At 59.8% G+C, this 23,173-nt stretch carries 23 protein-coding genes; 15 read left to right on the top strand and 8 right to left on the bottom strand.

Annotated elements, in window-relative coordinates:
• Window position 1 precedes the first annotated feature (1 nt).
• Genes corA through ACZCWR_RS33115 form a run of 3 tightly spaced genes read right to left on the bottom strand, consistent with a single transcriptional unit; the run spans window position 2 to window position 3,560 of the window.
• Window positions 2-979: a magnesium/cobalt transporter CorA gene (gene corA / locus ACZCWR_RS33125; protein WP_487306306.1), complete on the bottom strand. Its 978-nt coding sequence runs from the start codon at window positions 977-979 to the stop codon at window positions 2-4.
• Between the two features lie 18 nt (window positions 980-997).
• Window positions 998-2,020, bottom strand: a complete 1,023-nt coding sequence (gene pstS / locus ACZCWR_RS33120; RefSeq protein ID WP_487306305.1) for a phosphate ABC transporter substrate-binding protein PstS — start codon at window positions 2,018-2,020, stop codon at window positions 998-1,000.
• Window positions 2,021-2,075: 55 nt separating this feature from the next.
• Window positions 2,076-3,560 (bottom strand): MFS transporter, encoded by a 1,485-nt coding sequence (locus tag ACZCWR_RS33115; protein ID WP_487306304.1) that lies wholly within the window; start codon window positions 3,558-3,560, stop codon window positions 2,076-2,078.
• A gap of 1,139 nt (window positions 3,561-4,699) precedes the next feature.
• Here ACZCWR_RS33115 and ACZCWR_RS33110 point away from each other — a divergent pair.
• Both ACZCWR_RS33110 and ACZCWR_RS33105 read left to right on the top strand, forming a co-directional pair.
• Window positions 4,700-4,972: a hypothetical protein gene (locus ACZCWR_RS33110; RefSeq protein WP_487306302.1), complete on the top strand. Its 273-nt coding sequence runs from the start codon at window positions 4,700-4,702 to the stop codon at window positions 4,970-4,972.
• 41 nt (window positions 4,973-5,013) lie between these two features.
• A complete protein-coding gene (locus ACZCWR_RS33105; protein ID WP_487306301.1) occupies window positions 5,014-5,286 on the top strand; it encodes a DUF3253 domain-containing protein in 273 nt (90 codons plus the stop codon).
• Window positions 5,287-5,293: 7 nt separating this feature from the next.
• Here ACZCWR_RS33105 and ACZCWR_RS33100 read toward each other — a convergent pair whose 3' ends face one another.
• On the bottom strand, window positions 5,294-6,100 hold the full coding sequence (locus ACZCWR_RS33100) for a transglutaminase-like domain-containing protein (RefSeq protein ID WP_487306300.1): 807 nt from the start codon (window positions 6,098-6,100) through the stop codon (window positions 5,294-5,296).
• 234 nt (window positions 6,101-6,334) lie between these two features.
• On the opposite strand from ACZCWR_RS33100, the gene ACZCWR_RS33095 reads away from it, so the two are divergent.
• The 3 genes from ACZCWR_RS33095 (at window position 6,335) to ACZCWR_RS33085 (ending at window position 10,102) form a co-directional block, all read left to right on the top strand.
• Window positions 6,335-7,534 (top strand): mechanosensitive ion channel family protein, encoded by a 1,200-nt coding sequence (locus ACZCWR_RS33095; protein ID WP_487306299.1) that lies wholly within the window; start codon window positions 6,335-6,337, stop codon window positions 7,532-7,534.
• A gap of 156 nt (window positions 7,535-7,690) precedes the next feature.
• Entirely contained in the window at window positions 7,691-9,433 is a 1,743-nt protein-coding gene (locus ACZCWR_RS33090) for an NPCBM/NEW2 domain-containing protein (RefSeq protein ID WP_487306298.1), read from the top strand.
• 51 nt (window positions 9,434-9,484) lie between these two features.
• Window positions 9,485-10,102, top strand: coding sequence for a histidine phosphatase family protein (locus ACZCWR_RS33085; RefSeq protein ID WP_487306297.1), 618 nt, complete (start codon window positions 9,485-9,487; stop codon window positions 10,100-10,102).
• An 11-nt stretch (window positions 10,103-10,113) separates the two neighbouring features.
• On the opposite strand, the gene ACZCWR_RS33080 is transcribed toward ACZCWR_RS33085, so the two are convergent.
• Entirely contained in the window at window positions 10,114-10,674 is a 561-nt protein-coding gene (locus tag ACZCWR_RS33080; RefSeq protein ID WP_487306296.1) for a DUF4337 domain-containing protein, read from the bottom strand.
• A 198-nt stretch (window positions 10,675-10,872) separates the two neighbouring features.
• Between ACZCWR_RS33080 and ACZCWR_RS33075 the strand changes: the two genes are divergently transcribed.
• Window positions 10,873-11,097: a hypothetical protein gene (locus ACZCWR_RS33075; protein ID WP_487306295.1), complete on the top strand. Its 225-nt coding sequence runs from the start codon at window positions 10,873-10,875 to the stop codon at window positions 11,095-11,097.
• A gap of 948 nt (window positions 11,098-12,045) precedes the next feature.
• Here ACZCWR_RS33075 and ACZCWR_RS33070 read toward each other — a convergent pair.
• Window positions 12,046-12,933: a LysR substrate-binding domain-containing protein gene (locus tag ACZCWR_RS33070; protein WP_487306294.1), complete on the bottom strand. Its 888-nt coding sequence runs from the start codon at window positions 12,931-12,933 to the stop codon at window positions 12,046-12,048.
• 91 nt (window positions 12,934-13,024) lie between these two features.
• On the opposite strand from ACZCWR_RS33070, the gene ACZCWR_RS33065 reads away from it, so the two are divergent.
• From ACZCWR_RS33065 to ACZCWR_RS33050, 4 genes are all read left to right on the top strand, one after another.
• Window positions 13,025-13,618 carry a LysE family translocator gene (locus tag ACZCWR_RS33065; protein ID WP_487306812.1) on the top strand — a complete coding sequence of 198 codons (594 nt, stop codon included), beginning with the start codon at window positions 13,025-13,027 and terminating at the stop codon, window positions 13,616-13,618.
• 2 nt (window positions 13,619-13,620) lie between these two features.
• A complete protein-coding gene (locus ACZCWR_RS33060) occupies window positions 13,621-14,004 on the top strand; it encodes a cupin domain-containing protein (RefSeq protein ID WP_487306293.1) in 384 nt (127 codons plus the stop codon).
• Between the two features lie 677 nt (window positions 14,005-14,681).
• Window positions 14,682-15,125 (top strand): RDD family protein, encoded by a 444-nt coding sequence (locus tag ACZCWR_RS33055; RefSeq protein ID WP_487306292.1) that lies wholly within the window; start codon window positions 14,682-14,684, stop codon window positions 15,123-15,125.
• 74 nt (window positions 15,126-15,199) lie between these two features.
• A complete protein-coding gene (locus ACZCWR_RS33050) occupies window positions 15,200-15,484 on the top strand; it encodes a hypothetical protein (protein WP_487306291.1) in 285 nt (94 codons plus the stop codon).
• An 8-nt stretch (window positions 15,485-15,492) separates the two neighbouring features.
• Here the strand turns inward: ACZCWR_RS33050 and ACZCWR_RS33045 are convergent, their stop codons facing one another.
• Window positions 15,493-16,059 (bottom strand): pyridoxamine 5'-phosphate oxidase family protein, encoded by a 567-nt coding sequence (locus tag ACZCWR_RS33045; RefSeq protein WP_487306290.1) that lies wholly within the window; start codon window positions 16,057-16,059, stop codon window positions 15,493-15,495.
• Window positions 16,059-17,084, bottom strand: coding sequence for a sugar-binding transcriptional regulator (locus ACZCWR_RS33040; protein ID WP_487306289.1), 1,026 nt, complete (start codon window positions 17,082-17,084; stop codon window positions 16,059-16,061). The genes ACZCWR_RS33045 and ACZCWR_RS33040 overlap by 1 nt, the downstream gene beginning before the upstream one ends.
• Before the next feature lie 124 nt (window positions 17,085-17,208).
• Here ACZCWR_RS33040 and ACZCWR_RS33035 point away from each other — a divergent pair, with 124 nt between their 5' ends.
• The 5 genes from ACZCWR_RS33035 to ACZCWR_RS33015 all read left to right on the top strand — a co-directional run bounded on the left by ACZCWR_RS33035 (window position 17,209) and on the right by ACZCWR_RS33015 (window position 23,156).
• Window positions 17,209-18,717, top strand: coding sequence for an FGGY-family carbohydrate kinase (locus ACZCWR_RS33035; protein WP_487306288.1), 1,509 nt, complete (start codon window positions 17,209-17,211; stop codon window positions 18,715-18,717).
• A 33-nt stretch (window positions 18,718-18,750) separates the two neighbouring features.
• Complete coding sequence (locus ACZCWR_RS33030; protein ID WP_487306287.1) at window positions 18,751-19,773, top strand: thiamine pyrophosphate-dependent dehydrogenase E1 component subunit alpha; 1,023 nt, start codon at window positions 18,751-18,753, stop codon at window positions 19,771-19,773.
• Window positions 19,774-19,777: 4 nt separating this feature from the next.
• Window positions 19,778-20,761, top strand: a complete 984-nt coding sequence (locus ACZCWR_RS33025) for an alpha-ketoacid dehydrogenase subunit beta (protein ID WP_487306286.1) — start codon at window positions 19,778-19,780, stop codon at window positions 20,759-20,761.
• On the top strand, window positions 20,758-21,987 hold the full coding sequence (locus ACZCWR_RS33020; protein ID WP_487306285.1) for an acetoin dehydrogenase dihydrolipoyllysine-residue acetyltransferase subunit: 1,230 nt from the start codon (window positions 20,758-20,760) through the stop codon (window positions 21,985-21,987). Before ACZCWR_RS33025 ends, ACZCWR_RS33020 begins: the two co-directional genes overlap by 4 nt.
• A 62-nt stretch (window positions 21,988-22,049) precedes the next feature.
• Window positions 22,050-23,156: a sugar ABC transporter substrate-binding protein gene (locus ACZCWR_RS33015; protein WP_487306284.1), complete on the top strand. Its 1,107-nt coding sequence runs from the start codon at window positions 22,050-22,052 to the stop codon at window positions 23,154-23,156.
• Window positions 23,157-23,173: the final 17 nt, after the last annotated feature.

Genomic DNA, 23,173 nt, shown 5'->3' with positions numbered 1-23,173 from the left:
CTCAGATCCATTTCAGTTTCCGGAACCAGCGGAACAGCAGGGTATCGATCGTGATGATCGCGGCGATGACGACCGGGTAACCGTATTGGCTATGAAGCTCCGGCATGTGCTCGAAGTTCATGCCGTAGATGCCCGCGATCATCGTCGGCACGGCGAACAGCGCGGCGAAAGTGCCGAGGCGTTTGGTGATTTCGCTTTCGGCCAGCGCGATCATGCCGAGATTGACCTGCACCGCCGTGATGACCATTTCGCGCCGTCCTTCGATGCCGCTGACAATGCGTTCGAGATGCGCATAAACGTCCTTGAAATAGGCGGTCATGCCTTCGCAGATTCTCGGCACACGTCCGCCGGTCAGCTTGCCCACGCCTTCGAGCAACGGCCCGACATGATGCCGCAGCAGCACGAGCCGCCGTTTGAAGCGATACAACTCCTCGATCAGTTCGCGCGCGTCGTTGTGCTCCTGTGGCTTGAAAATGCGGTCCTCCAGTTCTTCCAGTTCGCTGGTGAGCGTTTCCAGCACGAGGAAGTAGCCGTCCACGATGTCGTCCATCAACGCATAGAGAACGAATGCCGAACCCTGCTTCAATAGCGGCGGTTCGGCTTCGCATCTTTCGCGTACTTTCTGAAAGCCGTGCGCGACGTGCTTGCGCACCGAAAGCACATAGTTCTCGCCGACGAATACATTCACCTCGCCGAAGTTCAGGCCGCCATCGGCGAGCACTTCGACCGGGTGCATGACCGTGAAAAGCGAATCGCCATACTCCTCGATCTTCGGCCATTGATGATGCGCGCGCACATCGTCCACGGCGAGTTCGTGCAGCCCGAACTCTTTTTTCATGGTGTCGAGTTCGTCGGGCTCCGGGTCCTTGAGTGCGACCCAGACGAAACATTCCGGTTTCCTGACGAATTCGCTGATCTGTTCGGCGCTGATGTCGCCGAGTTTCTTGCCGTCCTGATACGCCACGCATGCGATCAACATAGTTCGTTAGCCTGATTGTTATTTGATTGAACGAATTTGCGCCTGACTCAATTCCCACGTGTGCGGCGGCAAGGGAATGAAGTGCGCCGCGTTCAGCCAAGCTTCGTTTTCCTCCGATGGCACGATGGTCCAGAGCAGGAAACGGCGAATGGCGTCGGCGGTGGCCGGGTCGGATTGCCGGGTCGAGACAACCGCGTATTCATAGTTCACGAGCGGATACGCGCCACTCGCTGGCGCGAATACGAGTGTGAGCCTTTCATCGGGCGGCGTGCGCGCACCGAGCGATGCCGCGCCCGCCATGATGCTGTCCCGCGTCGGCAACACGAACTCATCCGCGCCGTTCTTGAGCGCCGCCGTGCCGAGCTTCGCCTGCGCGATGCTGTCGCTGTAACTCACGCCGACATAACCGATCGAATACTCCGTCGATGCAATCGCCTTGACCATGCCCGCGTTGCCTTCGGCGGTCATGCTGCCCGGCGAGTTGGGCCATGCGATGGTCGTGCCGAATCCGTGGTCGCTTTCCCACGAAGGCGTCGAGAAGGTCAGGAATTGCGTGAACACGAACGTGTCGCCGGAACCTTCAGCACGGCGGATCGGCACGATCGCATGACGGGGCAACGTGACGCCCGGATTGAGCGCGGCGATCTCCGGCGCATTCCATGAACGCACGACGCCCGAATAAATGGCGGCGAGCGTCGGGCCATCCAGTTTCAGATGCATCGCGTTCAGGCCGGGAATGTTGTAGTTGACCGATTGCGCCGCAATCGCAAGCGGCACATTGATGATATCGGCATGCGTTCTGATGTCCGCGTCAGACATATAGGCATCCGAAGCACCGATATTCACCTTGCTTGCGATCACTTGCTGAATGCCCGCTTCGGAACCCGTCGCGGCGATTTCGATATGCGCGCCGGGATGCGACCTGGCATATTGCGCGGCCCATGTCGTGAAGAGCGGATACAGCAAGGTCGAGCCGGTCTCGGTGAGCGTGGTGTCCTGTGCAAAGCAGGACGCGCAGAAAAGCATCGTCAATGCGGCCATGCAAAGCGTTTTTCCGTGATGAACCATCTGAGTCTCCGTCGTGCATGTTGAAGGCCTAGCGGCCGATCTGGTCGAGGTTCACGCCATTGGTTTCAATACGGAAGATCCACGTGACAACCGCGCCCAGCAGCGACGTTCCAACGAGGATGTAGAGCAGCGGACCGGTGCCGATGCTGCTGAGCAAAATCGGAAAGAGAAAGGCCGTGGCGACCGCGCCGATCTTGCCGACGGCTGCGGCGAAGCCCGCGCCGGTGCCGCGTATCGAAGTGGGAAAGACCTCGCCCGCCAGCAAATACGTTTGCGCGTTCGGACCGAGATTCGTCATGAAGTTGAACAGCATGAAGCCCGCGAAAATCATAGTGGTTTTCATCGTGCCATCGAACTTGTCCGAGACCGATGCGACCAGCAGGCCCGCCGCGCATCCCACGAAGCCAACGACCTGCAGCCAGATGCGCCCGAACTTGTCGGCCAGCATGACCGCGAAGACAATGCCGATGATGAGCAGCGTCGTGATGAGCGCCGCGCCCTTGGCCGCGAGAATGTCGTTGAGAATCAGGTCCGCGATACTGCGCACGTGATCGGACTTCGCGCCGAACGCGGTGGCGAGAATCGTCGGCGTGAAGATGCCGATGCCATACGTGCCCAGATCCTGCAGGAACCACGGCGCGGAGGCGAAGATCGTCGCGCGCAGATTCTTTCGCTTGAACAACGCCAGGAAGCTGCCTTTCTCGTGTGCGCCTTCGGCTGCCGCCATGGCATGCGCGAGGACGATCTCGGCGGGATACTGCGGCGAGCGAACGAGCAGACGGCGCGCGGCCAGTTCGGCGCGTTCGGTCGCGCCGCGCACATGCAGCCAGTTCGGGCTTTCGGTGATGAAGAAGCGCCCGATGGTGACCAGCAAGGCGGGAAAGATCGCGGTGCCGTACATCCAGCGCCATGCATCGAGCGTCGGGTACAGCGACAGCACCAGAAAGCCCACGCCCGTGCCCGCCAATGCGCCGACCGCCTGAAACGCGAACGCCGCGAGCACGAGTTTGCCCCGGCTCGTGCTCGGAATACTTTCGGAGATGATCATGTGCGCGGTCGGATAATCGCAGCCGAGCGCCACGCCCAGACCGAACAGACAGATCACCAGCGAGATGAAGTTCGTGCACAGCACGAGCAGCACGAGGAACGCCACGAAGATAATCATCTCCGCGATGAACATGCGCTTGCGTCCGAAATGATCCGACATGCCGCCCAGTCCCACTGCGCCGACCAGAATGCCGCACAAACTCGCGGCGCTAATAAAGCCGTTCTGCGCCGCGCTGATGCCGAATTCCCGCGAGATAAGCGGCAAGGCCACGCCCGTCATGAACACGACGAACCCTTCGAAGAACTTTCCTGCTGCGGCGAGCGACCAGATGCGCCACTGCATCTTCGTCATCGGAATGGAAGGGATGCGTGTGCCGTCCGGCCACATCGGTTGTTCGTCGATGTAATCCTGAACCGATCGTATCGACGCTGCTCGCACGTTCTCTGTTGCTGCGCTGTTGGACATGCGAAAGCTCCTTGTTTGATATGGGGATAGACGGGTGGCTTACGTCGAGACTGTAAGGAATGTTGAATGATTTTCGTCAGCTACGGCGTCCCCGTTCGTGACGATAGGATGACGCTTGTGGGTGTCGGGGGCGTGACAGGCGTGAAGGAGGGCGTGGTCGGGGTTTGCGCAAGGGTGTTGTAATCTTCTGCGTGTGCGAGGGCTGCTAATTAATTAGGATGGCGTAGGGGGAGGGTTTTGTTGTTTTGTCGGGCAAGGGGCTGCTGTTGTTTGTGTCTTTATTGCAGTAGCCGCCTCCCCGGCGGGGGGTAACTTTCTTTGCTGCTGCAAAGAAAGTCACCAAAGAAAGCAGCTTTTTACCCCATGCACGCTGGCTGGAAAGTGCGGCCTGAATTAACAATGCAGTGGCCGCAATAGGACTTGCCACGCATAACAAGCCGTTTAGGCAACCTAGCGATTTCGCGCTCGAATCCTTAAGCCTTCGTGGTCCGCATTCATTCATTCGGCCATGCGCTTCGCGCGCCGAGAGCTTTAGAACGGAACCCCGCAGCGTATGAGCGCCCAGTCATATCACACCGCATCGCACCTCTCCCATTCGGCCCTACCTTGGTAAGCGCTTCTGGGCAAAGCGTGCACACCAACATAAGTACCTTTTAGTCGGAGCACTAACCAAGGTAGGACCGGATAGCAATCTTGCGGAGAAGTTAGATGTGGCTGGGCGCTTATAGGCTGCGGGATTCCGTTCTAAAGCTCTCGGCGCGCGCAGCGCATGGCCGAAGGAATGAATGCGGTCCACTAAAGCTAAAGGATTCGAGCGCGAAATCGCCAGGTTGCCCACACGCTTAACCGAACGAGGGACATCCTATTGCGGCCACTGCATCGTTAATCCAGACCACCCTCTCCCGCCATCGTGCATGGGGGTAAAAGCTGCTTTCTTTGGTGACTTTCTTTGCAGCAGCAAAGAAAGTTACCCCCCCGCCGGGGAGGCGGCTACTGAATAAAGAGCCCAAACAACACAAGCCCTTTGCACGACATAACGACAGCACCACCCACAACCCAAGCATCGGCTAATAAAAACTAAAGACCGCACGCGAAATGCCGTTATTGCAATGGCAATCGACATCGGCGAAAGACAAGCAATGGTTTCCATTATTTGCAGTGAATGCGGCGGGGAGGCGCGCACGCTCGTGGCGCAGTGCCCGAGATGCGGTTCGGCGCTCGAAGCGCCCATAAACGAGAAAGTGACAAGCGTCGAATTCGCGCCGATAAAATCGCGCAGGCGCACCCGCGCGGCTACGGCATGCGTCGCGGCATTCGTCGGATTCGCGCTCTGGTCGATTCAAACGCCCGGCGCACCGGAGAATCCCGTGGTGGCAGTGGGCAAGGTCGAAGCGGGCGAGGTTCGGCCCTAAGGGATTAGGATGAAAGTCCTGATGCTTTTGCGGACCGGCGAATGAGCGTAACGAACAACGACATCGAACAGTGCTTATTGAGCTTGCTGGCTCAACGCGCGGCCACGTCCTCGATTTGTCCGTCCGACGTGGCGCGCAGTCTTGCGCCCGATGAAGACGAATGGCGCGCGCTCATGCCGCGCGTGAGAGAAGTGGCGGCGCGGCTCGCATCGCAGGAAACGATCTCGATCACGCAGGGCGACACGACACTGGACCCCGCCGATATCGATCATGGCCCAATACGCTTGCGGCGCGGGCCGAAGTTCCAGCCTTAGACCGAGTTCAATAAGGCTCGCAGATCACCTCGAACCCGACCAGTTGCGCGTTTCCGAACGTCATGCTGATCGGCACATCCGCTGCGTCGCGGCCACGCGCCATGAGCACGCGCCCCGTGCGCGGCGCGTTGTTGCGCGGATCGAAGGTTTGCCATGTGCCGCCGATATAGGCTTCGAACCACGCGCAAAAGTCCTGTGGCGCATAGGGCGGCGGAAGGTTCACATCGCTGATATAGCCAGTGCAGTAACGAGCAGGAATGTTCATCGCCCGACAGAGCGCGACCGCCAGATGCGCGTAATCCCGACACACGCCGATTCCTTCCTGATGCGCTTCCGCAGCCGTTCGCGTGGCCCGCGCCGCGTTGTAATCGAACTTGATGTGGTTATGCACGTAATCGCAAATGGCAAGCACCCGGTCGCGTCCGGGAATCGTTCTTTCGAAGCGGCCCCACGCGGCGTTCAGAAGCAGGTCTGTTTCGCAATAGCGGCTGCCCAGAAGAAACTGAAGGCACTCCACCGGCAGTTCTTCGACCGCATGTTGATAGCCGTCCTGAGGATACGTTTCCGGTGTGTTCGGCACTTCGAGCACGCCTTGAGTGGCGACGGACAGCGCGCCATAGCCCGGCGTCACAACACGCGTGCACAGATTGCCGAACGAATCATAGTAGTGGGTCGAATACAAAGGCGGATCGAATGAAATGCGATCCGGTTCGACCACGTGATCCACCATCGAAGGATGCGTGTTCAGCATCAGCACGGCGGGCGTTTGCTGCGTGCAGACGTACTTCAAGTTGAAACCGACGCGTAGCTTCATGAGCTGAGTGTTCCCGCTGTTTTTGGTCGACAGAAGGACTCATGCAAAAGACAGGCCACATGGCTTTAGCCAATATTCTTAGTGCAGATGATGCGAAGTGGTGCGCGCATGCCCGGAAGCGAACGCGAACGGTGCATATGACGGCATCGCCCTTACAATAGATTCGACCCTGCGCTTCACAACTAAATCGCCTGAAGAATCGGTTCGCGTAACTTGCGACCCTTGGGAGCGTGCATGTTCGACAACCTGTTGCGCATCGAAGGCGGGCCGGGCTGGCCCAACCTGCGCATTTACACAGATAGCTGGTACGTCGCGGTGCTTCTCATCGTCGCGCTGCTGTTGTTGATTCTGCTGTCGAGCATCGTGTGCTACTACGTGACGCGTTCGATCGCGCTCCTGATCGTCGAGCGCTTCGCGCGCAAGCCGGACCGTGTGTGGCTGCGCGCGGCAGTGCGGCATCGCGTGTTTCATCGGCTCGCGCCGCTGGTGCCGATGGGCATCGTCTATGCATCCGCGCCGCTCTTGTCGGGCCTCACGTTTCCATTGATCGCGGCGCTGGGCGAGCCGCTCGCGGTGCTCGCGGCCTGCTATATGTGCTTCACGCTGCTGCGCGCGGGGCTGGCGCTGCGTGACAGCATCGAGGAACGCTATAGCCATTTTCCGTCCGCGAATGAAAGACCGATCAAGAGCTTCCTTCAGATCGCGACCATCTTCGCTTACCTCGTCACGCTCATCTCAGTCATCTCGCTTCTGATGGAGCGATCACCGCTTTATCTGCTCACAGGATTAAGCGCGGTCACGGCGTTGCTCATTTTCATATTCCGCGATGCATTGCTCGGCTTCGTCGCCAGCATTCAGATCGCGGCGTACGACATGCTGCGCGTGGGCGATTGGATAGAAGTGCCGGGTTTCGTCGCGGATGGCACCGTGATCGACATCGCGCTCAACACGATCAAGGTGCGCAATTTCGATAACACCATCGTGATGCTGCCGAGCCAGCTTCTGCTGACCAACAGCGTCAAGAACTGGCGCGGCATGACGGAATCGGGCGCGCGTCGCTTGCAGCATTCGATTCATATCGACGTGGAGACGATCGCCTTTCCCGACGATGCCGTGCTCGCGCGCGTGACTGCGTTGATGAGCGGACGCGTGATGCCCGATGACGACGAACGCCGCACGAATCTGGGCCTTTACCGCCGCTATCTGAGCGCGTATTTCAGCACGCATCCCGCGGTGCGAAGCGACTTGCCGGTAGTGATTCGTCACGTGCAGTCCGCGACCCCGCTCGTTGCGCTTGAAATCTATCTCTACCTCGATGAAATACGCTGGGAAGCATACGAAAACATGCTGTCCGATTTGCTCGATCACGCGTATGGCGTGGTGCCCTTATTCGGTTTGCGCTGCTGGCAGAGAGAACGCCTGAAGCCGGAATAAGGTCAATGACGCGGCACGTCGAATGCTAAGCGTGCGCCGCACCATGCAAGCCTCCTGCAAGCCCGTATCCCGGTATGTGTACTCGCTGCTCCGCAGATTGCAGTTGCCCTTCGCGAAGCTTAGGCTTGCTAAGCCTGAGCACGAGGAGACACCATCATGCGCCCGCAATCTCTTTCCTTTTCGCTGGCCGTTGTACTGTGCGTGCTGATTGCCGCATGTGGTGGAAGTAGCGGTTCCGGCGCCGCGAATGGCGTTTCCGAAGGCTTGACCGATGCCGGCATTCCAGTCAAGCAAGTTCGTTTCGCCACGCCGCCGATGGGCTGGAACTCGTGGAACACGTTCGCTTGCAAGGATACCGAAGCAATCGTCAAATCAGTCGCGGATGCGATGGCATCGAACGGCATGGCGGCAGCAGGCTACACGACCGTGACGGTCGACGATTGCTGGGTCGGCGGCCGCGATCCGGTGACTGGCCAGCTCTATTCGAACGCCACGACGTTCCCCGATGGCATGCAGGCACTTGCGGCCTACGTGCACAGCAAGGGCCTCAAGTTCGGCCTCTATACATCGGCGGGAACGAATACCTGTGCGGGACTTTCGCACGGCACACGTCCCGCGAGTTATCCGCAAGGTGTTGGCGCAGGCAGCCTCGGACATGAAGCCGTCGATGCCCAGACCTTCGCGAACTGGGGCGTGGACTACATGAAGTTCGACTTCTGCGGCGGCAACCTGAGCGCCTTCCCCGCGATGCGCGCAGGCATCGACGCTACCGGAAGGCAGATGTTCCTGAGCATCAACCCGTATAGCGCGAATCAAACGCTCGTCACCAACTTCGCTTCCGATGGCACGCTCTACGTGCCGGCGTGGTCCGATATGTCGCGCATCTCGCAGGACATCTCGGCGAAGTTCACCTCGGTCACGTCGATCATCGATATCAGCGCAGCGGATGCCGCGTGGTCCGTGCCCGGCTATTTCAACGACATGGACATGCTCGAAGTCGGCAACGGCATGACGCAGGATCAGGACACGGCGCACTTCATCATGTGGGCGATGATGTCGAGCGGCCTGAACGCTGGCAACGATGTGCGCACGCAAAGTCAGGCCACGCTCGCGCTCTTGACGAACGCGGGCATCATCTCCGTGAATCAGGACAAGCTCGCGTTGCAGGCGGTGCTCGACAGTGCCGACACCAACGGAAACCTGCAGGTCTGGACCAAGCCGCTCGCGACCAATGGCACGCGTGCGGTGGCGATGTTGAATCGCGGCGCATCGGCGGCGCCGATCACGGTGAATCTTGCCGCGCTGGGTCTGAGCGGTCCGGCGCAAGCGGTCGATCTCATGACGGGCGCGAGCCTTGGCACGGTCAACGGCAGCCTCACGCAGACGGTGCCCGCGACGGGCGCGGTCCTCGTCAAGCTCACCGGCATCGATCCGGTGGCGAAGGACGGCGCGCTCGCCGAGCAGGACTGGATCTGGGCGACGACGCAGTCCGGCGCGGTCATGGTCGAGTCCAATCCCAATCCATCGCTGGCACGGACTCCGACGGGCGCGGCGTCGGCGGCGTCCATCGATCTGCATGGCAAGCTCTATGTCGATGGCATCACCGTGAATGCGCCCGCGCAACTCGTCTATCGGCTCAATGGGAATTGCACGAGCTTCCAGTCTGATATTGGACTCGATGCAACCGCACCGGCCACCGGCTCCGTCGATTATCAAGTGTGGGCCGACAACATGATGCTGTACGACAGCGGTGCGGTCACCGCTGCGACGCCGGCCAAAACGATACGCGTGAAGCTCGCGGGAAAGCAGACGTTGCGCCTCGTCGTGACCGATGCCGCAGACGGCGTAGTAGGCGATATCGCCGACTGGGCGAATCCGTCGCTGGTGTGTTCTTCGTGAGGTCTCTCACGCGTTGTTAGAATCGAGGCCTGTCTTTTTGCAGGCCTCATCATGACCACACGCTGCGCTCCTGTCCGCGTTATCGCCATCCTTGCCTTTGCGGGCTGTGTCGTCTCGCCGCCGCTCATGGCCGATGAAACCATCGTCATGGTTCGTCATGGCGAGAAGCCCGAGCAAGGTTTGGGGCAACTCGATTGCCAGGGACTCAATCGCGCGCTCGCATTGCCGCGTGTGATCGAAACGAAGTACGGTCGTCCCGATGCGATCTTCGCGCCCGATCCAGCCAAGCAGAAAAGCGACCGTGGCGCGAAATACGATTATGTGCGTCCGCTTGCGACCATCGAACCGACAGCCGTGTACTTCGGCATGCCAATCGATTCGTCCATCGGATTCAAGCAGCAAGACAAGCTCATCGATGCGCTGCTCGCGCCGCAATATGAAAATAGCACGGTGCTCGTGGCGTGGGAGCATTCGATCATCGAAGAGGTCGCGCGCAAGATGGTGGGCGACCACGGCGGCGATCCCTCCACCGTGCCGCGCTGGGAAAGCGCGGACTTCGACAGCATCTATATCGTGCGCATGACGCAACGTGGCGGAAAGTCTGTTGCGTCCTTTACGCGCGAACAGGAAGGGCTTAACGGTCAGCCTTTGAAATGTCCGGGAAGCTAACGCCGCACTCTCTAGAGCTGCAAGAACGCGAAGATCGATACGCCGATGCCCGCCACGCCCATCAACCCCGCAAGCACGAACAGCTTGCGATTGCTCGTCAGCGACGTGATGGCCGCAAGCGATATCGCCACGCTCAACCACGCCAGCGCCTGACCGAACAAATGCTGCGGATGCTCTCTCGATTCCGAATGCGCATTCGCTTCTTCCACCTGATGTTCAAGCTCGTGGGCCTTGTCCGCGATCTGCTTCTTGCGGTCCTCGTACTTCTTGATTTCATCGCGATAGAAGCCTTGCCGCGCGGCAGGCGCGAGTTCGGCGGCAAGCTCCATCAAATGCCCCTTGCTCGATTGTGCCTGATAGTAGCTCCATTGGTCGCTCGCCTTGCTTTGCAGCAGCACGGCGTCATTCTTATAAACGAGCGCTTGCGTTTGCAGCACGCCTTCTTCGTAGTGAAGCAAGCCGGACAAGGCCGCGAGAATCGCCGTGAAGACTGCCACCCAGCGAGAAAGCGGATCGCCCGCATGCGCGGCATGTTCGACGAGATGATCGTGAGGTGCGTGTTCGTGGGACATTGAAATAGTCTTTATTTTGCTTAGGCGATAGAGTCCGCACATTGTATTGAATATTGAGTCTTAGCGAAAATAAGCTTTAGCGCTGTCATGACTTATTGAATGACGCGATCATTAGCAAAGCCCAAAGCATTCGTTTGGATGACGTCGCACGCGTAATAACATGAAAGGCCTGGCACGGTTCCGTGCGCAGGCGCTTTCATGGAAATCTTCATGCTATACAAGGGATACGACGTGGCACCGTCCGCGTATGCATTGCCAAGCGGGCTGTATGCCGCGAATCTGACTATCGAACGTCGCGCATCGACGGTTGGCTCGTCGTTCACGTTCGATGCGTTGGATTACTTCTTCGAGGCCGATCATGCCATTGCGTATGCATCGCGCTGGGCGCGGCTTTGGATTGATGACGTGTCGCGGAAACGCTAAACGCTAACGGCCCTTCCACGGCACGAACCGGCGTTCGAGTGCGCGCAGGCCGAAGTCGAAAATCCACGCAATCGCATTGATCGGGAATGATGCGGCGGCGGGGGAGTGCTGCTGTCTCTATGTCGTGCAAGGGGCTTCTCTTGTTTGTGCTTTATTTGCAGTAGCCGCCTCCCCGGCGGGGGGGGTAACTTTCTTTGCTGCTGCAAAGAAAGTCACCAAAGAAAGCAGCTTTTTACACCATGCACGATGGCTGGAAAGGGTTGGTCTGGATTAACTGGTGCAGTGGCCGCAATAGGACTTTCCACGCATAACGAGCCGCTTAGGCAACCTGCGATTGCGCGCTCGAATCATCAACGCTCAGTGGTCCGCATTCATTCATTCGGCCATGCGCTACGCGCGCCGAGAACGTAAGAACGGAACCCCGCAGCGTATCAGCGCCCAGCCACATCACGCCACATCGCACCTCTCCCATTGGGCCCTACCTTGGTAAGCGCTTCTGGGCAAAGCGCGCACACCAACGCAAGTCATCTTTAGTCGGAGCACTAACCAAGGTAGGGCCAAATAGCAATTTTGCGGGGAAGTGTGAGGTGGCTGGGCGCTTATAGGCTGCGGGATTCCGTTCTAAAGCTCTCGGCGCGCGCAGCGCATGGCCGAAAGAATGACTGCGGTCCACTTAGACTAGAGAGTTAGAGCGCGTAATCGCTAGGTTGCCTAAGCGGCTCTATACGTGGAAGGTCCTATTGCGGCCACTGCATCGTTAATCCAGACCACCCTCTCCCGCCATCGTGCATGGGGGTAAAAGCTGCTTTCTTTGGTGACTTTCTTTGCAGCAGCAAAGAAAGTTACCCCCCCGCCGGGGAGGCGGCTACTGAATAAACAACACAACCAACAGCAGCCCCTTGCACGAAAGAACAACAAAAGAACAACAAAAGCAACCCGCCAACAAACCTAAGCAGTCTTCTCAAACTTCCCAATCACAGCCACATTACTCGACATCAACTCCCTAACGCATCGCGCGAATTCCAGTGCAGCAGGCTGCACAGCCGCAGGCAATCGCAGACAAATAGCAAACGGCGGCAACGCAGGCAACCCAACCGTTTGAGGCACAAGCGTTTCAAGATCCGGCGGCACGGTGGACACGAGCCATGTGGTAACGGCAAGCCCCGCCCGCACCGTCGCGGCAGTCGCCTCGATGTTGCCGCTCTCGAACACCGTGCGCCACGCGATGCCTTTGTCCGCGAGCGCATCGAGCACGACCGGGCGGAACGCGCAACGCTCGTCCACCATCGACAAAGGCAACGGGCGCTTCTTCCATGCATCACTGTCGCGTCCCTTCACCCATGCGAGCGGCTCGATCCGCACCACTTCACCTTCGGCTTCGCTCGCCACGTATTCGACGAGCGACACGTCCACGCGCCCGCCATTCACCGCCTCGCTCAACTCCGGCGACGCCGCGCACACAAGCGATATCTCCACATGCGGATGCGCTTCCGCAAACGCTTTCATGGCGGGCGCAAGAGGCGTCACGAGATCGTAGGGAACACCCACGCGCAGACTTCCGCGCAAAGATTGCGCGGTCATGTCGGACCAGATTTCGTCGTTCAGCCGCAGCAGTTGCCGCGCCTTCACGAGAAACTGTTCGCCTTGCCGGGACAGTTCCAGCTTGCGCGTCTTGCGCACGAACAGCAGGCAATCAAGCACGTCTTCAAGACGTTTTATCTGCTGGCTGACGGCGCCTTGCGTCATGTGCAAGAGATTGGCCGCGACCGTCATGCTGCCACTATCGGCGACGGCCACGAAGGTGCGGATCAGATCGAGATCGAGGTTTCGGCTCATCGACGCATTATGCTCCGTAATGCACGGCATCAAGATTATTGCCTTTCATGATGCGTGCGCGTTCCGTAGAGTGCAAGACTCGTTCGATTCGATGCTCGCCTCCGTGATTGCACTTCTTCTTTTCGTTCTGGTGGCAACCGTGACGCCCGGCGGCGCGACGACGCTGGCCACCGCGTCCGGCGCCCGCTTCGGTTTCGTGCGTTCGATTCCGCTGATGCTCGGCATCGCGATGGGTCTTGCGGTGCTCGCCGCCGTCGCCGCGCTCGGACTCGGCAGCCTGCTGCTGGCGATGCCTGCGCTGCAAACCATCGTCAAGGCACTCGGTTCCGCTTATCTGCTGTGGCTTGCGTGGCGCATCGCGCGCAGCGGGCCGCCGAATGCGAGCAACGGACCCACGCAGCCGGTCACGCTCGTCAATGGCGCGCTGCTCCTCTGGCTCAATCCAAAGAGCTGGGCGATGACGGTTGGCGCGGCGGCATCGTTCGCGCTGCTTGCAAACAATCCCACTCATCTCGCGATGCTGCTCGGCGCGGCTTTTGGCGTTGCCGCGTGCGGGTCGCTTGCGCTCTGGTGCGCGCTCGGCGCGCTGCTTGCGCGGCTCTTTCGAACGCAGCGGCAATGGCGCATGCTCAATCTTGCAATGGGCGTGCTGCTCGCCGTCTCTGTCATTCCAACCTGGACGTAATCATGCCAACTCATCCTTTTGCGGAAATATTCGATCTGAACACGGCTTTCGACGATGTTACGGAGTACTGGTCGCCAAAAGTCGTCGCGCAGGTCAACGATCAATATGTGAAGGTCGCGAAAGTAAAAGGGCAACTCGTCTGGCACGACCACGCGCACGAGGATGAGTTGTTTTTCATCGTGCGCGGGCGTCTCAGGATCGAATACGAAGGCGGGCGCGCGGTCGATTTGTCCGCAGGCTCGATGCATGTCGTGCCACGAGCCACGCTGCACAATCCCATCGCCGATGAGGAATGCTGGATCATGCTGATCGAGCCGGTTCAGACGAAGCACACCGGCGATGTGGTGTCGCCGCTCACGCGAACCATCGACGAGCAGCTTGGTTAAGCGTTTTGTGCCGTATTCATACAATCGTATGAAACTTGAGCAAATGCTCTAAAACCATTTTCCTTCTGCCCTCAATGCAATCCCTTCGATTTCCGTCGAATAGGTAGCGTTTGCGCTTTGAAAGGTCAAAGGCGAAAACGATTGCGCGCCTGAAGCGCCGCAATAATATGATTCACGAGCAATTGACCGATGCAGAATAGGCTTCCGCCGTGCATATTTCATTAAGGAATAGCGATGCTATAGTGAACTCACTCGCGATGCACGGCGAGTCCTTCTCTCAGGTTCCAGCCGGCCCTCGGTGGCTTGAACTTTTAAGGCGTTGCTGCTTACAGCAACGCCTTCTTTCTTTGCTTCGCGTTCCTATGAATTCGTTAGAGTAAAAAAAGAACGACCGAACTGACGTAAAAATGACGTTGTTCACGCGCGACATGGACGAAAACTAAGCGAAATTCTTGCTTACGGTTTTTAAGGTCTGATATTTTGACTGCTTCCGAGGGCCTGTGCCGGACACACCAAGAACAAGTCAGTTCGGACGGCGGAAGCATTCGCTGGTGCAGAGTTAAAATGACCGACCAGATGGAGCCTGCGATATTCGTATCGCAGGCTTTTTTTATCTGCGCCGCTCATGCTTGACGGGAATTCAGGCTGTTTTCTCTTTGTATGTCCCTCAGGAAGTCATGACCCGTCTCACGCATTACGCGACGTTCTCCCAGCGCTCTCGTGCATTGTTTCTCGATTCGATCTGGTGGACCGTCATCGCGCTTTTCATTCCTCTCGGCTCGTCGATCGAGGACATTCCTTTATCGACCGATGGCATCGCCACCTTTCTCTTGTTGTCGGCGTTCGAAGCCCAACTCGTGCCCATTCTGATTACCGGTGTTCTGTGGGCGATGTGGCGAACGTCGCCGGGGAAACGTGTCGTTCGAATCAGAATCGTGGATGCCGACAGCGAACTACCGATGACAAGGAAGCAAGCGCTGCTACGCACGATAGGTTATCTGCTCACATTCGCCACCTGTGGAGCGGGATTTGCGTGGGTGTTCTTCAACCCGCGCAAGCAGGCCTTGCATGACCGCATTGCAAACACGGTCGTGATCGCCGAGCCGCCGCGTTCGGACTAACGAACGTGCTGCATCTTTCGACGCGGCCTCGTCGTATAGGTCGATAGCACTCCCCACACCTTCAGGAGCTTGAAATGACCAACAATGCGTCGTATGTCCGAAAGACCTGCATGTCGGCAATAGCCGTGTGTGCGCTCGTTTCGATGCCGGCCTTCGCGGGCGGTAATGGCAATGGCGGCAATGGCAGCGGCGGTGCGCATGGCGCGGCGACGTCCGGCATGACCTATCACAGCGAACCGGTGTCGAGCCCCTGGAACCGTGTGCCGGGCAATCTCAGCAAGAACATGGATCGGTCGCACGAAGCGCCGGACCAGACCATGTCCGAGAACGCGAACATGCCGCAGACCGTTGCCAAGTAATCCTGAAGTCAGGGCGTGACCCAATGGCCATGCCATGCGTCACGCCTGCGGGAAAACTGCGCGCGGCGTTGCACGACGTCTGAAACATCGAGAAAGTCGATGCAGCGAACGTGAACATCGATCAAACAAAAGTTCTCGAACCCGTTCGTTGCCGGAGGCCTTGTCGAAGGATCGTCAATCGTCGTGCCGGGCGGTATCGATGTGCGATAGATATCCAAGCTATGCGGGCGGCTCGCGTCCCATACACCGAGCCTTTCCTCACTATCTTCGACAGGCCGCGCCACACCTTCCAGCCGGATCTGAATGCCCGCATTCCAATCGCCGACATGAATCGCAACGTGCGGTTCATGTTCGATCTCGCAGACCTTTTCCGAACGCACATCCGTGTGGAAACTCAGGACGGAGCGCTCTTTGAAAGCGCGGCGCATGACGACGGTCCGCACCTTCGGCAAACCATCGACACCGATGGTCGCGAGTTGCATCATCGTATAGGGCGAGCGTGCGCCGGTGGGGTCGGCGCCGGATATCAAGAGACGCCAAACCTCGTCGAGCAGCGCGTGCAGCGTGGTATCCATTACTCCCGTCCCGGCGGTTTTTCCAGAAGCTGAAGCGATTGCGCGAGCGCCATCGCCGTATCGCCATCGATAATCAGGCCTTTCACGATACCACTGCGCAACAGTGCAATCGTCGCACGCACCTTCTCCAAACCGCCCGCGAGCAACACGACATTGCGCCCGCGCAAATCGTCCGTTGCAATCGCCACCGTGCGATGACTCAGCGGATGATTGACTTCATTGCCTTCGATATCGAACAGCTTGCCGAGCGAATCGCAGACCGCGCCGCTTTCCTTGATATTACGCATCTCATCGGACGTCATGATGTCCTGCGTGCGCAATACCGACGTTTCTTCAAGTTCCCCGACGCTGATGAGATAGAGATCGGCATCGCGCGCAAGTTGTATGGCGTCCTGCACAATTCGTTGCTGCAGGAACACCTTCACGTCCGCCATTGAATTGGCGATGAACGGCACCGGCAGAAAATGCACTTCGCCACCCGTGCGCGCCGCGAAAAACTGCACGACTTCGAACGGATTAGATGTCGAATTGCGCTTGAGCGACCCCAGCAAGGACACGAAGCGCGCTTCCGGATTGCGCACGCCCGCGAGTTGCGTTGCCACCTGTTCGATCGTGCGTCCCCAACTCACGCCGATGGTGATCGGCCCTTCCGACAACTTGCCCTTCAGGAAACTCGCGCCCGCCGCGCCGACCGCACGCCGGCTGATCGACGCGCGAATGCGGTCCGCTTTCGGGTCCACGGGGCCATCGGCGAAACCGAGCGCGGGCGTCGCAATGCAGAAGTCCAAACCGAAGTTTCGCGCGATGGCCTGTTCGATCTCGATGTCCCGCGCGGACTCGTGATTGATCGTCACGCTGATGAGACCACGATCGCGCGCCTCCGACAACAGCCGGTTCACGCGGCTGCGATGCAGCCCGAGCCGCGAAGCCGTCTGTTCCTGATTCAAACCGCCAACGTAATACATCCATGCCGCTCGGACGATCAGTGCGTCGTCGGATTCGTGCGCAAGATTCAACTCGAGCATTTTAGGTGTTTCCCCTTTGTCTACGTTCACCATCTTGACAAAGGCATCCCCGAAAATCAAACTCATCACAAATGTCGCCACAGACGACAAATGTGCAGAATGTGCAGAACGTACAGGAGACAGCATGAGCTACGTCATTGGAGTCGATGGCGGAACGGAAAGCATTCGTGCACGTGTGTTCGATTTGTCGGGCGCGTGTCTTGGCTCGGCGGCGCATCCGTATGTCACGCAGTTCTCGGCTGGCGCGCGCGCCGAGCAGAATCCCGAGGACTGGTGGAGCGCGATGGCGCTCGCCGTGCGGCAGGCCGTGAGCGAAGCGCGCATCGCGTCTTCGGACGTCGACGCAATGGCGCTCGCGACGACGAGTTGCAGCGTCGTCGCGCTCGATGCAGACGGCCACGCGCTGCGTCCCGCCATCATCTGGATGGATGTGCGCGCGGAAGCCGAAGCCGCCGACGTGCTCGCCACGAACGATCCCGCGCTCGTCGTCAACGGCGCGGGCGAAGGCCCGGTTTCAGCGGAATGGATGATCCCCAAAGCGCTATGGATCGCGCGTCATGAACCCGAGGTCTACGAGCGCGCGGCGACCATCTGCGAATACCAGGACTTCATGAATCTACGGTTGACGGGACGGCGCTGCGCCAGCCTCGATAACGTGTCGATCCGCTGGCACTATTCGACCGAACGCGGCGGTTACGCCAAGAGTTTGCTGGCCGCGCTGAAGCTCGATTCCTTGCTGGATAAATGGCCCGATGCGGTGATTGCGCCGGGCGAAGTCGTCGGCACGTTGACCGCGCGCGCCGCCGAACATCTCGGTCTGCCGCCAAGCGTGAAGGTCGTGCAGGGCGGCGCGGATGCGCTCATCGGCATGATCGGCATTGGCGTGGCGAAGCCGGGGCAGGTCGCGCTTATCACCGGGTCGTCGCATCTCATGTTCGGCGTGTCGGACCGCTCGGCTTCGGCCAAAGGTCTGTGGGGCACGTATGCGGATGCGGTTTATCCGAAGCGGCACATCATCGAAGGCGGGCAGACGTCGACCGGTTCCATCGTCAACTGGCTGCGGCGGCTGGCGGGCGGCAATCTCGATCTGGCCGCGCTCAACGACGAAGCGCGCAAGATCGCGCCCGGCTGCGACGGCCTGCTCTCGCTCGATCATTTTCAAGGCAACCGCACGCCTTATGTCGATGCACTCTCGCGCGGCGCGTTCGTCGGGCTGACGCTGGCGCACGGCATGCCTCATTTGTTTCGCGCGGTGATCGAAGGCATTTGCTTCGGCTCGCGCGCGATCTTCGAGCGCATGGCGCAGGCGGGTTTTCCGGCGACGGAAATTACCATTGGCGGCGGCGTGGTGGCGTCCGAACTGTGGCTGCAACTGCATGCGGATATCGCCGGATTGCCGGTCAGCGTGCCGAAGGCGAGCGAAGCGCCGTCGCTCGGCTCGGCCATTCTCGCGGCCACCGGCATGGGCCATTTCGGCAGCATCGACGAAGGCATCGAAGCGATGGTGAAGCCGGGCCGCCGGATCGAACCTCGTCACGCCGAAGCCGTTCAGTATGACGAAATATTCGAAAGGTATCAGAAACTCTATCCGGCGTTGAGAGGCTTCTCGCAGCGGCCGTCTTCCCCGACGTAATTTCGGTCAAAACCCTTACTCAGAGTCGAGATCATGCTTTCTCCACCCAAGTCTTCATTGCTGGAACTGTATCGAACGATGCGCCGCATCCGCACGTTCGAGGAACACGTCGCGGAACTCTATGCGCGTGAGTTGTCGGCGGGCTCCATGTTGCATCTGTCCATCGGCGAAGAAGGCGCGGCGGCCGGTGTGGTCGGTGCGTTGCAGCCGCAGGACAGCTTCACGACGCATCATCGCGGGCACGGCATTTTTCTGGCGCGCGGCGCGGAGCCGAACCGCATGATGGCCGAGATCGGCGGCAAGGCGGAAGGCTATTGCCGTGGCAAGGGCGGCTCGATGCATATCGCCGACATGGCGCTCGGGCATCTCGGCGCGAACGCGATCGTCGGCGGCGGCATCTCGCATGTGGTCGGCGCGGGTCTGAGCTACAAGGTGCTGAAGAAAGATGCCGTGTCCGTCGCGTTCTTCGGCGATGGCGCGATGCAGCAAGGCATTCTCTACGAAAGCATGAACATGGCCGCGCTGTGGGATTTGCCGGTGCTGTTCGTGTGCATCAACAATCAATATGGCATGGGCACACGCATCGACAAGGCCACACGTTCGATCGCCTTCGATCAGCGCGCCGCCGCGTTCGGGTTGCGTACCGGCATGGTCGATGGTGAGGATGTCGAAGAAGTGCTCGCCGTGGCCGAAGATCTGGTGTCGGGCGCGCGCGAAGGCAAGCCCGCGTTCATGGCGGTGTCGTGCTTCCGCTTCTTCGGGCATGGCCGCATGGACAAGAGTCCTTACCGCACGCCCGAAGAAGAAGAAACGGGCCGCAAGCGCGATCCGATCTTGCGTGCACGCTCGAAGCTGATCGAACGCGGCCAGTCCGCGGCGAAGGACATCGACGCGCTGGATACGGAGATTGCCCGCGAGATGAGCGAGGCCATCGATTTCACCGAAAAGGCCGCCGCGCCCGCGTTCGACACCATGTTCGAAGATGTTTATGGCGTTGGCGAACCGAAACCGGAATCCGTCCGCGCGCGTCTCGAACGCGTGCTCGCAAGGAGCTGACACGATGAGCCTGACCAGAATCACTTATCGCGATGCGCTGCGCCAGGCCTTGCGCGATGCGATGCAGGCCGATGAAACCGTGGTCGTGATCGGCGAGGAAGTCGGCGTCTACGGCGGCGCGTATGGCGTGACGAAGGACCTCATCAAAGAGTTCGGCGCGGGACGGTTGATCGATACGCCGATCAGCGAGCCGGCCATCATCGGCGCGGCGGTGGGCGCGGCCATGACAGGTTTGCGTCCCGTCGCGGAACTCATGTACGTCGATTTTCTCGGCATGACGATGGATCAGGTCGGCAATCAGGCCGCGAAGATTCGCTATATGTTTGGCGGTCAAATTGGTGTGCCGATGATCCTGCGCACGCAAGGCGGCACCGGGCGTTCGGCGGGCGCGCAGCATTCGCAGAGTCTCGAAGCGATGGTCATGCATACGCCGGGCTTGCGGCTCGTCATGCCTGCGACTGCTTCGGATGCCTATCATTTGTTGCGTCATGCGCTGACGCTGCCGGACCCGGTGGTGTTCATCGAGCATAAGGCGCTTTATGCACGCAAGGAAGACGCGGACCTGACCACGCCCATTGCGCCGTGGGGAAAGGCTGCGGTGCGCCGCAACGGCAACGATGTCACCTTGGTCACCTATTCGCGCATGGTTCACGTCGCGCTGGAAGCGGCGGAAACGCTGGCGCAGAACGGTATCGAAGTGGAAGTGATCGATCTGCGCACGCTCAATCCGCTCGACATGGAAACGGTCGTGGCGTCGGTGAACCGGACGGGGCGCGCGGTCGTGGTCACGGAGTCGGCTTCGACGTGCGGCGTTGCGTCGGAAGTGGCGGCGCGCATCTCCGAGGAATGCTTCGATTTTTTGGAAGACCCGGTGCTGCGCATCGCGGGCGAGGACGTGCCGATTTCCGTGTCGCCAGCGCTTGAAAGCGCGAGTATTCCGACGGCGCAACTCATCGTCGATACGATTTTCAGCATGGTGCCCGCATGAGCAAGTCCTTGTTGCTGCCGCGTTTGGGCGAAACGATGGAACAGGGCCGCGTGGTCGAATGGTTCAAGAAACCGGGCGATGCGTTCACGCGCGGCGAAACGCTCGTCGAGATCGAGACGGACAAGACGGTCGTGGAAATGCCCGCGGTTTTTGATGGCGTGTTGCGCAGCATTCTCGCGGATGTCGGTGAGGACGTGGACGTGGGCGCACCGCTCGCGGAATACGATGCGATTGGCGAGGAAAGCAGCGCTGCGCCGGAAGAGAAGGAAGAAATCACCCTTTCCGTCGAACGCGTTGCGAAAGCACCGGCAAGCGATTCCACACGTCTGCGCGCCACGCCCGCTGCACGAAGAGTCGCGCGGCAGAACGGCATCACGTTGAGCGATATCGAAGGCACCGGGCGGCGTGGACGCATCGAAACGCACGATGTCGAAGGGCGCGGTGAACCTGCAAACGTAGAAGGCGTGCAGTACCGCAACGTGGCGCGCGGACGCATCGCGTATCGCGAATGGCGTGGTGCCGATGCGAAGGGCGCACCGCTCGTCCTGCTGCACGGCTTCGGCGGCGATGGCCTCGTGTGGTCCGCGCTCGCCAGTCAGCTTCAACGGCGTGGACGGCATGTCATCGCGCCCGATCTGCCTTCGCATGGCGCGACCGCGTTCGACAGTACCGATATCACCGTCATGGCCGATGCCATCACCGCATTGATCCGCGAACTGAACATCGGCGAATTCGATCTCGCCGGGCATTCGCTGGGCGCGGCGGTTGCCGCGAAAGTGGCCGCATCGTCCGGCGTGAAAGCGCGCAGTGTGACGCTGATCGCGCCCGCTGGTCTCGGCTCCGAGATAGACGGCGATTTCATCGATGGCATGGCGAACGTGCGGCAGGGCGGCGGCCTCATGCATCTTTTACGACGCGCCGCGCTCAACCCGCCGCTCTTGTCGGCCACCCAACTGGATCAGATGGCGAACCAGATTCGCACGCGCGGCGCGCTATTGGCACTTGCAGAAAACATCGTGAGCGGGGGGCGTCAGCAGATCGACTTGAGCGGCGACCTCGCAAGCATCAAAGCACCCGTGCGCATCATCTGGGGACTCGACGATCACATCATTCCGTGGCATCACGCAAGCCGCGCGGGACCCGGCACGCCCGTGTATTTCGTGCCTCAGGCAGGACACATGCCGCACTGGGATCAGGCGCAGAAAGTGGCGGCACTTTTCGATTGACTCACGCAAAAAGCACGATCTTTCGCTGAATAACACGTAGTCCAGTACAAAGGAGACACAGCATGGAAGACAGCACTAGCCAGGACCCCGAATTTTCCCGTCGCAAGATGCTCGGCATGGCGCTCGCCGTGGGCGGCACGCAGTTCGCGCAGATGTTGTTCGGCGCAACGAACGCACATGCGCAAACCGCCGCGCCCGCCGCGAAGGGCAAGCCGCTGAAGGTCGCAGTGGTCGCCCAGCAAATGTCCGCGCAGTCCGATCAGCGTTCATGGAACGGCTTTCAGCAATGGCTCAAGAAGTCCGGCCTCGACAAGACCTGGCAGATCAAGCAGACCGACGCGAAGGGCGATCCGGGCCAGCTCGTCAGCCAGATCGAGGACGCCATCACCGCCAAGTCCGATGCGATCCTCGTGCTCTACGGCACGCTCACGGCAGCCAAGAGCGCGCTCGACCATTTGACGACATCGAAGATTCCGTTCTTCAGTCTCGACTCCGGCTGGCAGGCGCCCGCGATTGCCGACATCACCAGCAACAACTACGCGATGAGCGCGCAGACCTCGCAATTCATGATCGACACGCTGCTCGCCGAAGGCAAGACCAAGGCCAACATGTGCGCGGTGATCGCCAACTTCCACCACGGCACCCGCAAGCGCGGCAAGGTGATGAAAACGGCGTTGACGGAGAACGAATGGATCTCGCTCAAGAACGAGCGCGTGATCCAGTATTCCGGCTTTTTCGAAGCGACGCAGAACACGGTCAACGACTGGCTCACCACGTATGGCCGCGATCTCGACGTGATCTGGTGCCCGTGGGACGAACCCGCGATGGCCGCCGCCGAAGTGGTCATGTCGCGTGGCATGCAGGACAAGATCATGGTGATCGGTCATGACGGACACCCGACGGCGCTCGAACGCATGCGCCAGCCGAACTATCCGCTGATCGCGACGACCGCGCAGGCGTTCGAAGTGTGGGGCGCGTACACGGGCTGGCTCATCAACGAGATCGTGGCGAAGGGCGGCAACGCGAAGAAACTCGTTCCGGTGCCGACCGTGGAATTTCCCGCGCCGCTGCTGGTGCGCGGCGTGAACATTCCCGCGCCGGGCGAGCCGACCTATAACGCGAAAGACCTGTACTACATCTATCGCGACCGCGCGGTGGCGGGCATGTAATGACGGACGCGCCGGTG

This window comes from Caballeronia sp. A2-2, assembly GCF_057612605.2.
Note: the sequence above shows the minus strand (reverse complement) of the source record. Positions and strands in the feature narration are given on the sequence as shown.

Bases quoted from the DNA above. Each gene is read 5' to 3' on its own strand.
- corA (WP_487306306.1), bottom strand. From the start codon at position 979: ATGTTGATCGCATGCGTGGCGTATCAGGACGGCAAGAAACTCGGCGAC.
- pstS (WP_487306305.1), bottom strand. From the start codon at position 2,020: ATGGCCGCATTGACGATGCTTTTCTGCGCGTCCTGCTTTGCACAGGAC.
- ACZCWR_RS33115 (WP_487306304.1), bottom strand. From the start codon at position 3,560: ATGTCCAACAGCGCAGCAACAGAGAACGTGCGAGCAGCGTCGATACGA.
- ACZCWR_RS33110 (WP_487306302.1), top strand. From the start codon at position 4,700: ATGGTTTCCATTATTTGCAGTGAATGCGGCGGGGAGGCGCGCACGCTC.
- ACZCWR_RS33105 (WP_487306301.1), top strand. From the start codon at position 5,014: ATGAGCGTAACGAACAACGACATCGAACAGTGCTTATTGAGCTTGCTG.
- ACZCWR_RS33100 (WP_487306300.1), bottom strand. From the start codon at position 6,100: ATGAAGCTACGCGTCGGTTTCAACTTGAAGTACGTCTGCACGCAGCAA.
- ACZCWR_RS33095 (WP_487306299.1), top strand. From the start codon at position 6,335: ATGTTCGACAACCTGTTGCGCATCGAAGGCGGGCCGGGCTGGCCCAAC.
- ACZCWR_RS33090 (WP_487306298.1), top strand. From the start codon at position 7,691: ATGCGCCCGCAATCTCTTTCCTTTTCGCTGGCCGTTGTACTGTGCGTG.
- ACZCWR_RS33085 (WP_487306297.1), top strand. From the start codon at position 9,485: ATGACCACACGCTGCGCTCCTGTCCGCGTTATCGCCATCCTTGCCTTT.
- ACZCWR_RS33080 (WP_487306296.1), bottom strand. From the start codon at position 10,674: ATGTCCCACGAACACGCACCTCACGATCATCTCGTCGAACATGCCGCG.
- ACZCWR_RS33075 (WP_487306295.1), top strand. From the start codon at position 10,873: ATGGAAATCTTCATGCTATACAAGGGATACGACGTGGCACCGTCCGCG.
- ACZCWR_RS33070 (WP_487306294.1), bottom strand. From the start codon at position 12,933: ATGAGCCGAAACCTCGATCTCGATCTGATCCGCACCTTCGTGGCCGTC.
- ACZCWR_RS33065 (WP_487306812.1), top strand. From the start codon at position 13,025: ATGCTCGCCTCCGTGATTGCACTTCTTCTTTTCGTTCTGGTGGCAACC.
- ACZCWR_RS33060 (WP_487306293.1), top strand. From the start codon at position 13,621: ATGCCAACTCATCCTTTTGCGGAAATATTCGATCTGAACACGGCTTTC.
- ACZCWR_RS33055 (WP_487306292.1), top strand. From the start codon at position 14,682: ATGACCCGTCTCACGCATTACGCGACGTTCTCCCAGCGCTCTCGTGCA.
- ACZCWR_RS33050 (WP_487306291.1), top strand. From the start codon at position 15,200: ATGACCAACAATGCGTCGTATGTCCGAAAGACCTGCATGTCGGCAATA.
- ACZCWR_RS33045 (WP_487306290.1), bottom strand. From the start codon at position 16,059: ATGGATACCACGCTGCACGCGCTGCTCGACGAGGTTTGGCGTCTCTTG.
- ACZCWR_RS33040 (WP_487306289.1), bottom strand. From the start codon at position 17,084: ATGCTCGAGTTGAATCTTGCGCACGAATCCGACGACGCACTGATCGTC.
- ACZCWR_RS33035 (WP_487306288.1), top strand. From the start codon at position 17,209: ATGAGCTACGTCATTGGAGTCGATGGCGGAACGGAAAGCATTCGTGCA.
- ACZCWR_RS33030 (WP_487306287.1), top strand. From the start codon at position 18,751: ATGCTTTCTCCACCCAAGTCTTCATTGCTGGAACTGTATCGAACGATG.
- ACZCWR_RS33025 (WP_487306286.1), top strand. From the start codon at position 19,778: ATGAGCCTGACCAGAATCACTTATCGCGATGCGCTGCGCCAGGCCTTG.
- ACZCWR_RS33020 (WP_487306285.1), top strand. From the start codon at position 20,758: ATGAGCAAGTCCTTGTTGCTGCCGCGTTTGGGCGAAACGATGGAACAG.
- ACZCWR_RS33015 (WP_487306284.1), top strand. From the start codon at position 22,050: ATGGAAGACAGCACTAGCCAGGACCCCGAATTTTCCCGTCGCAAGATG.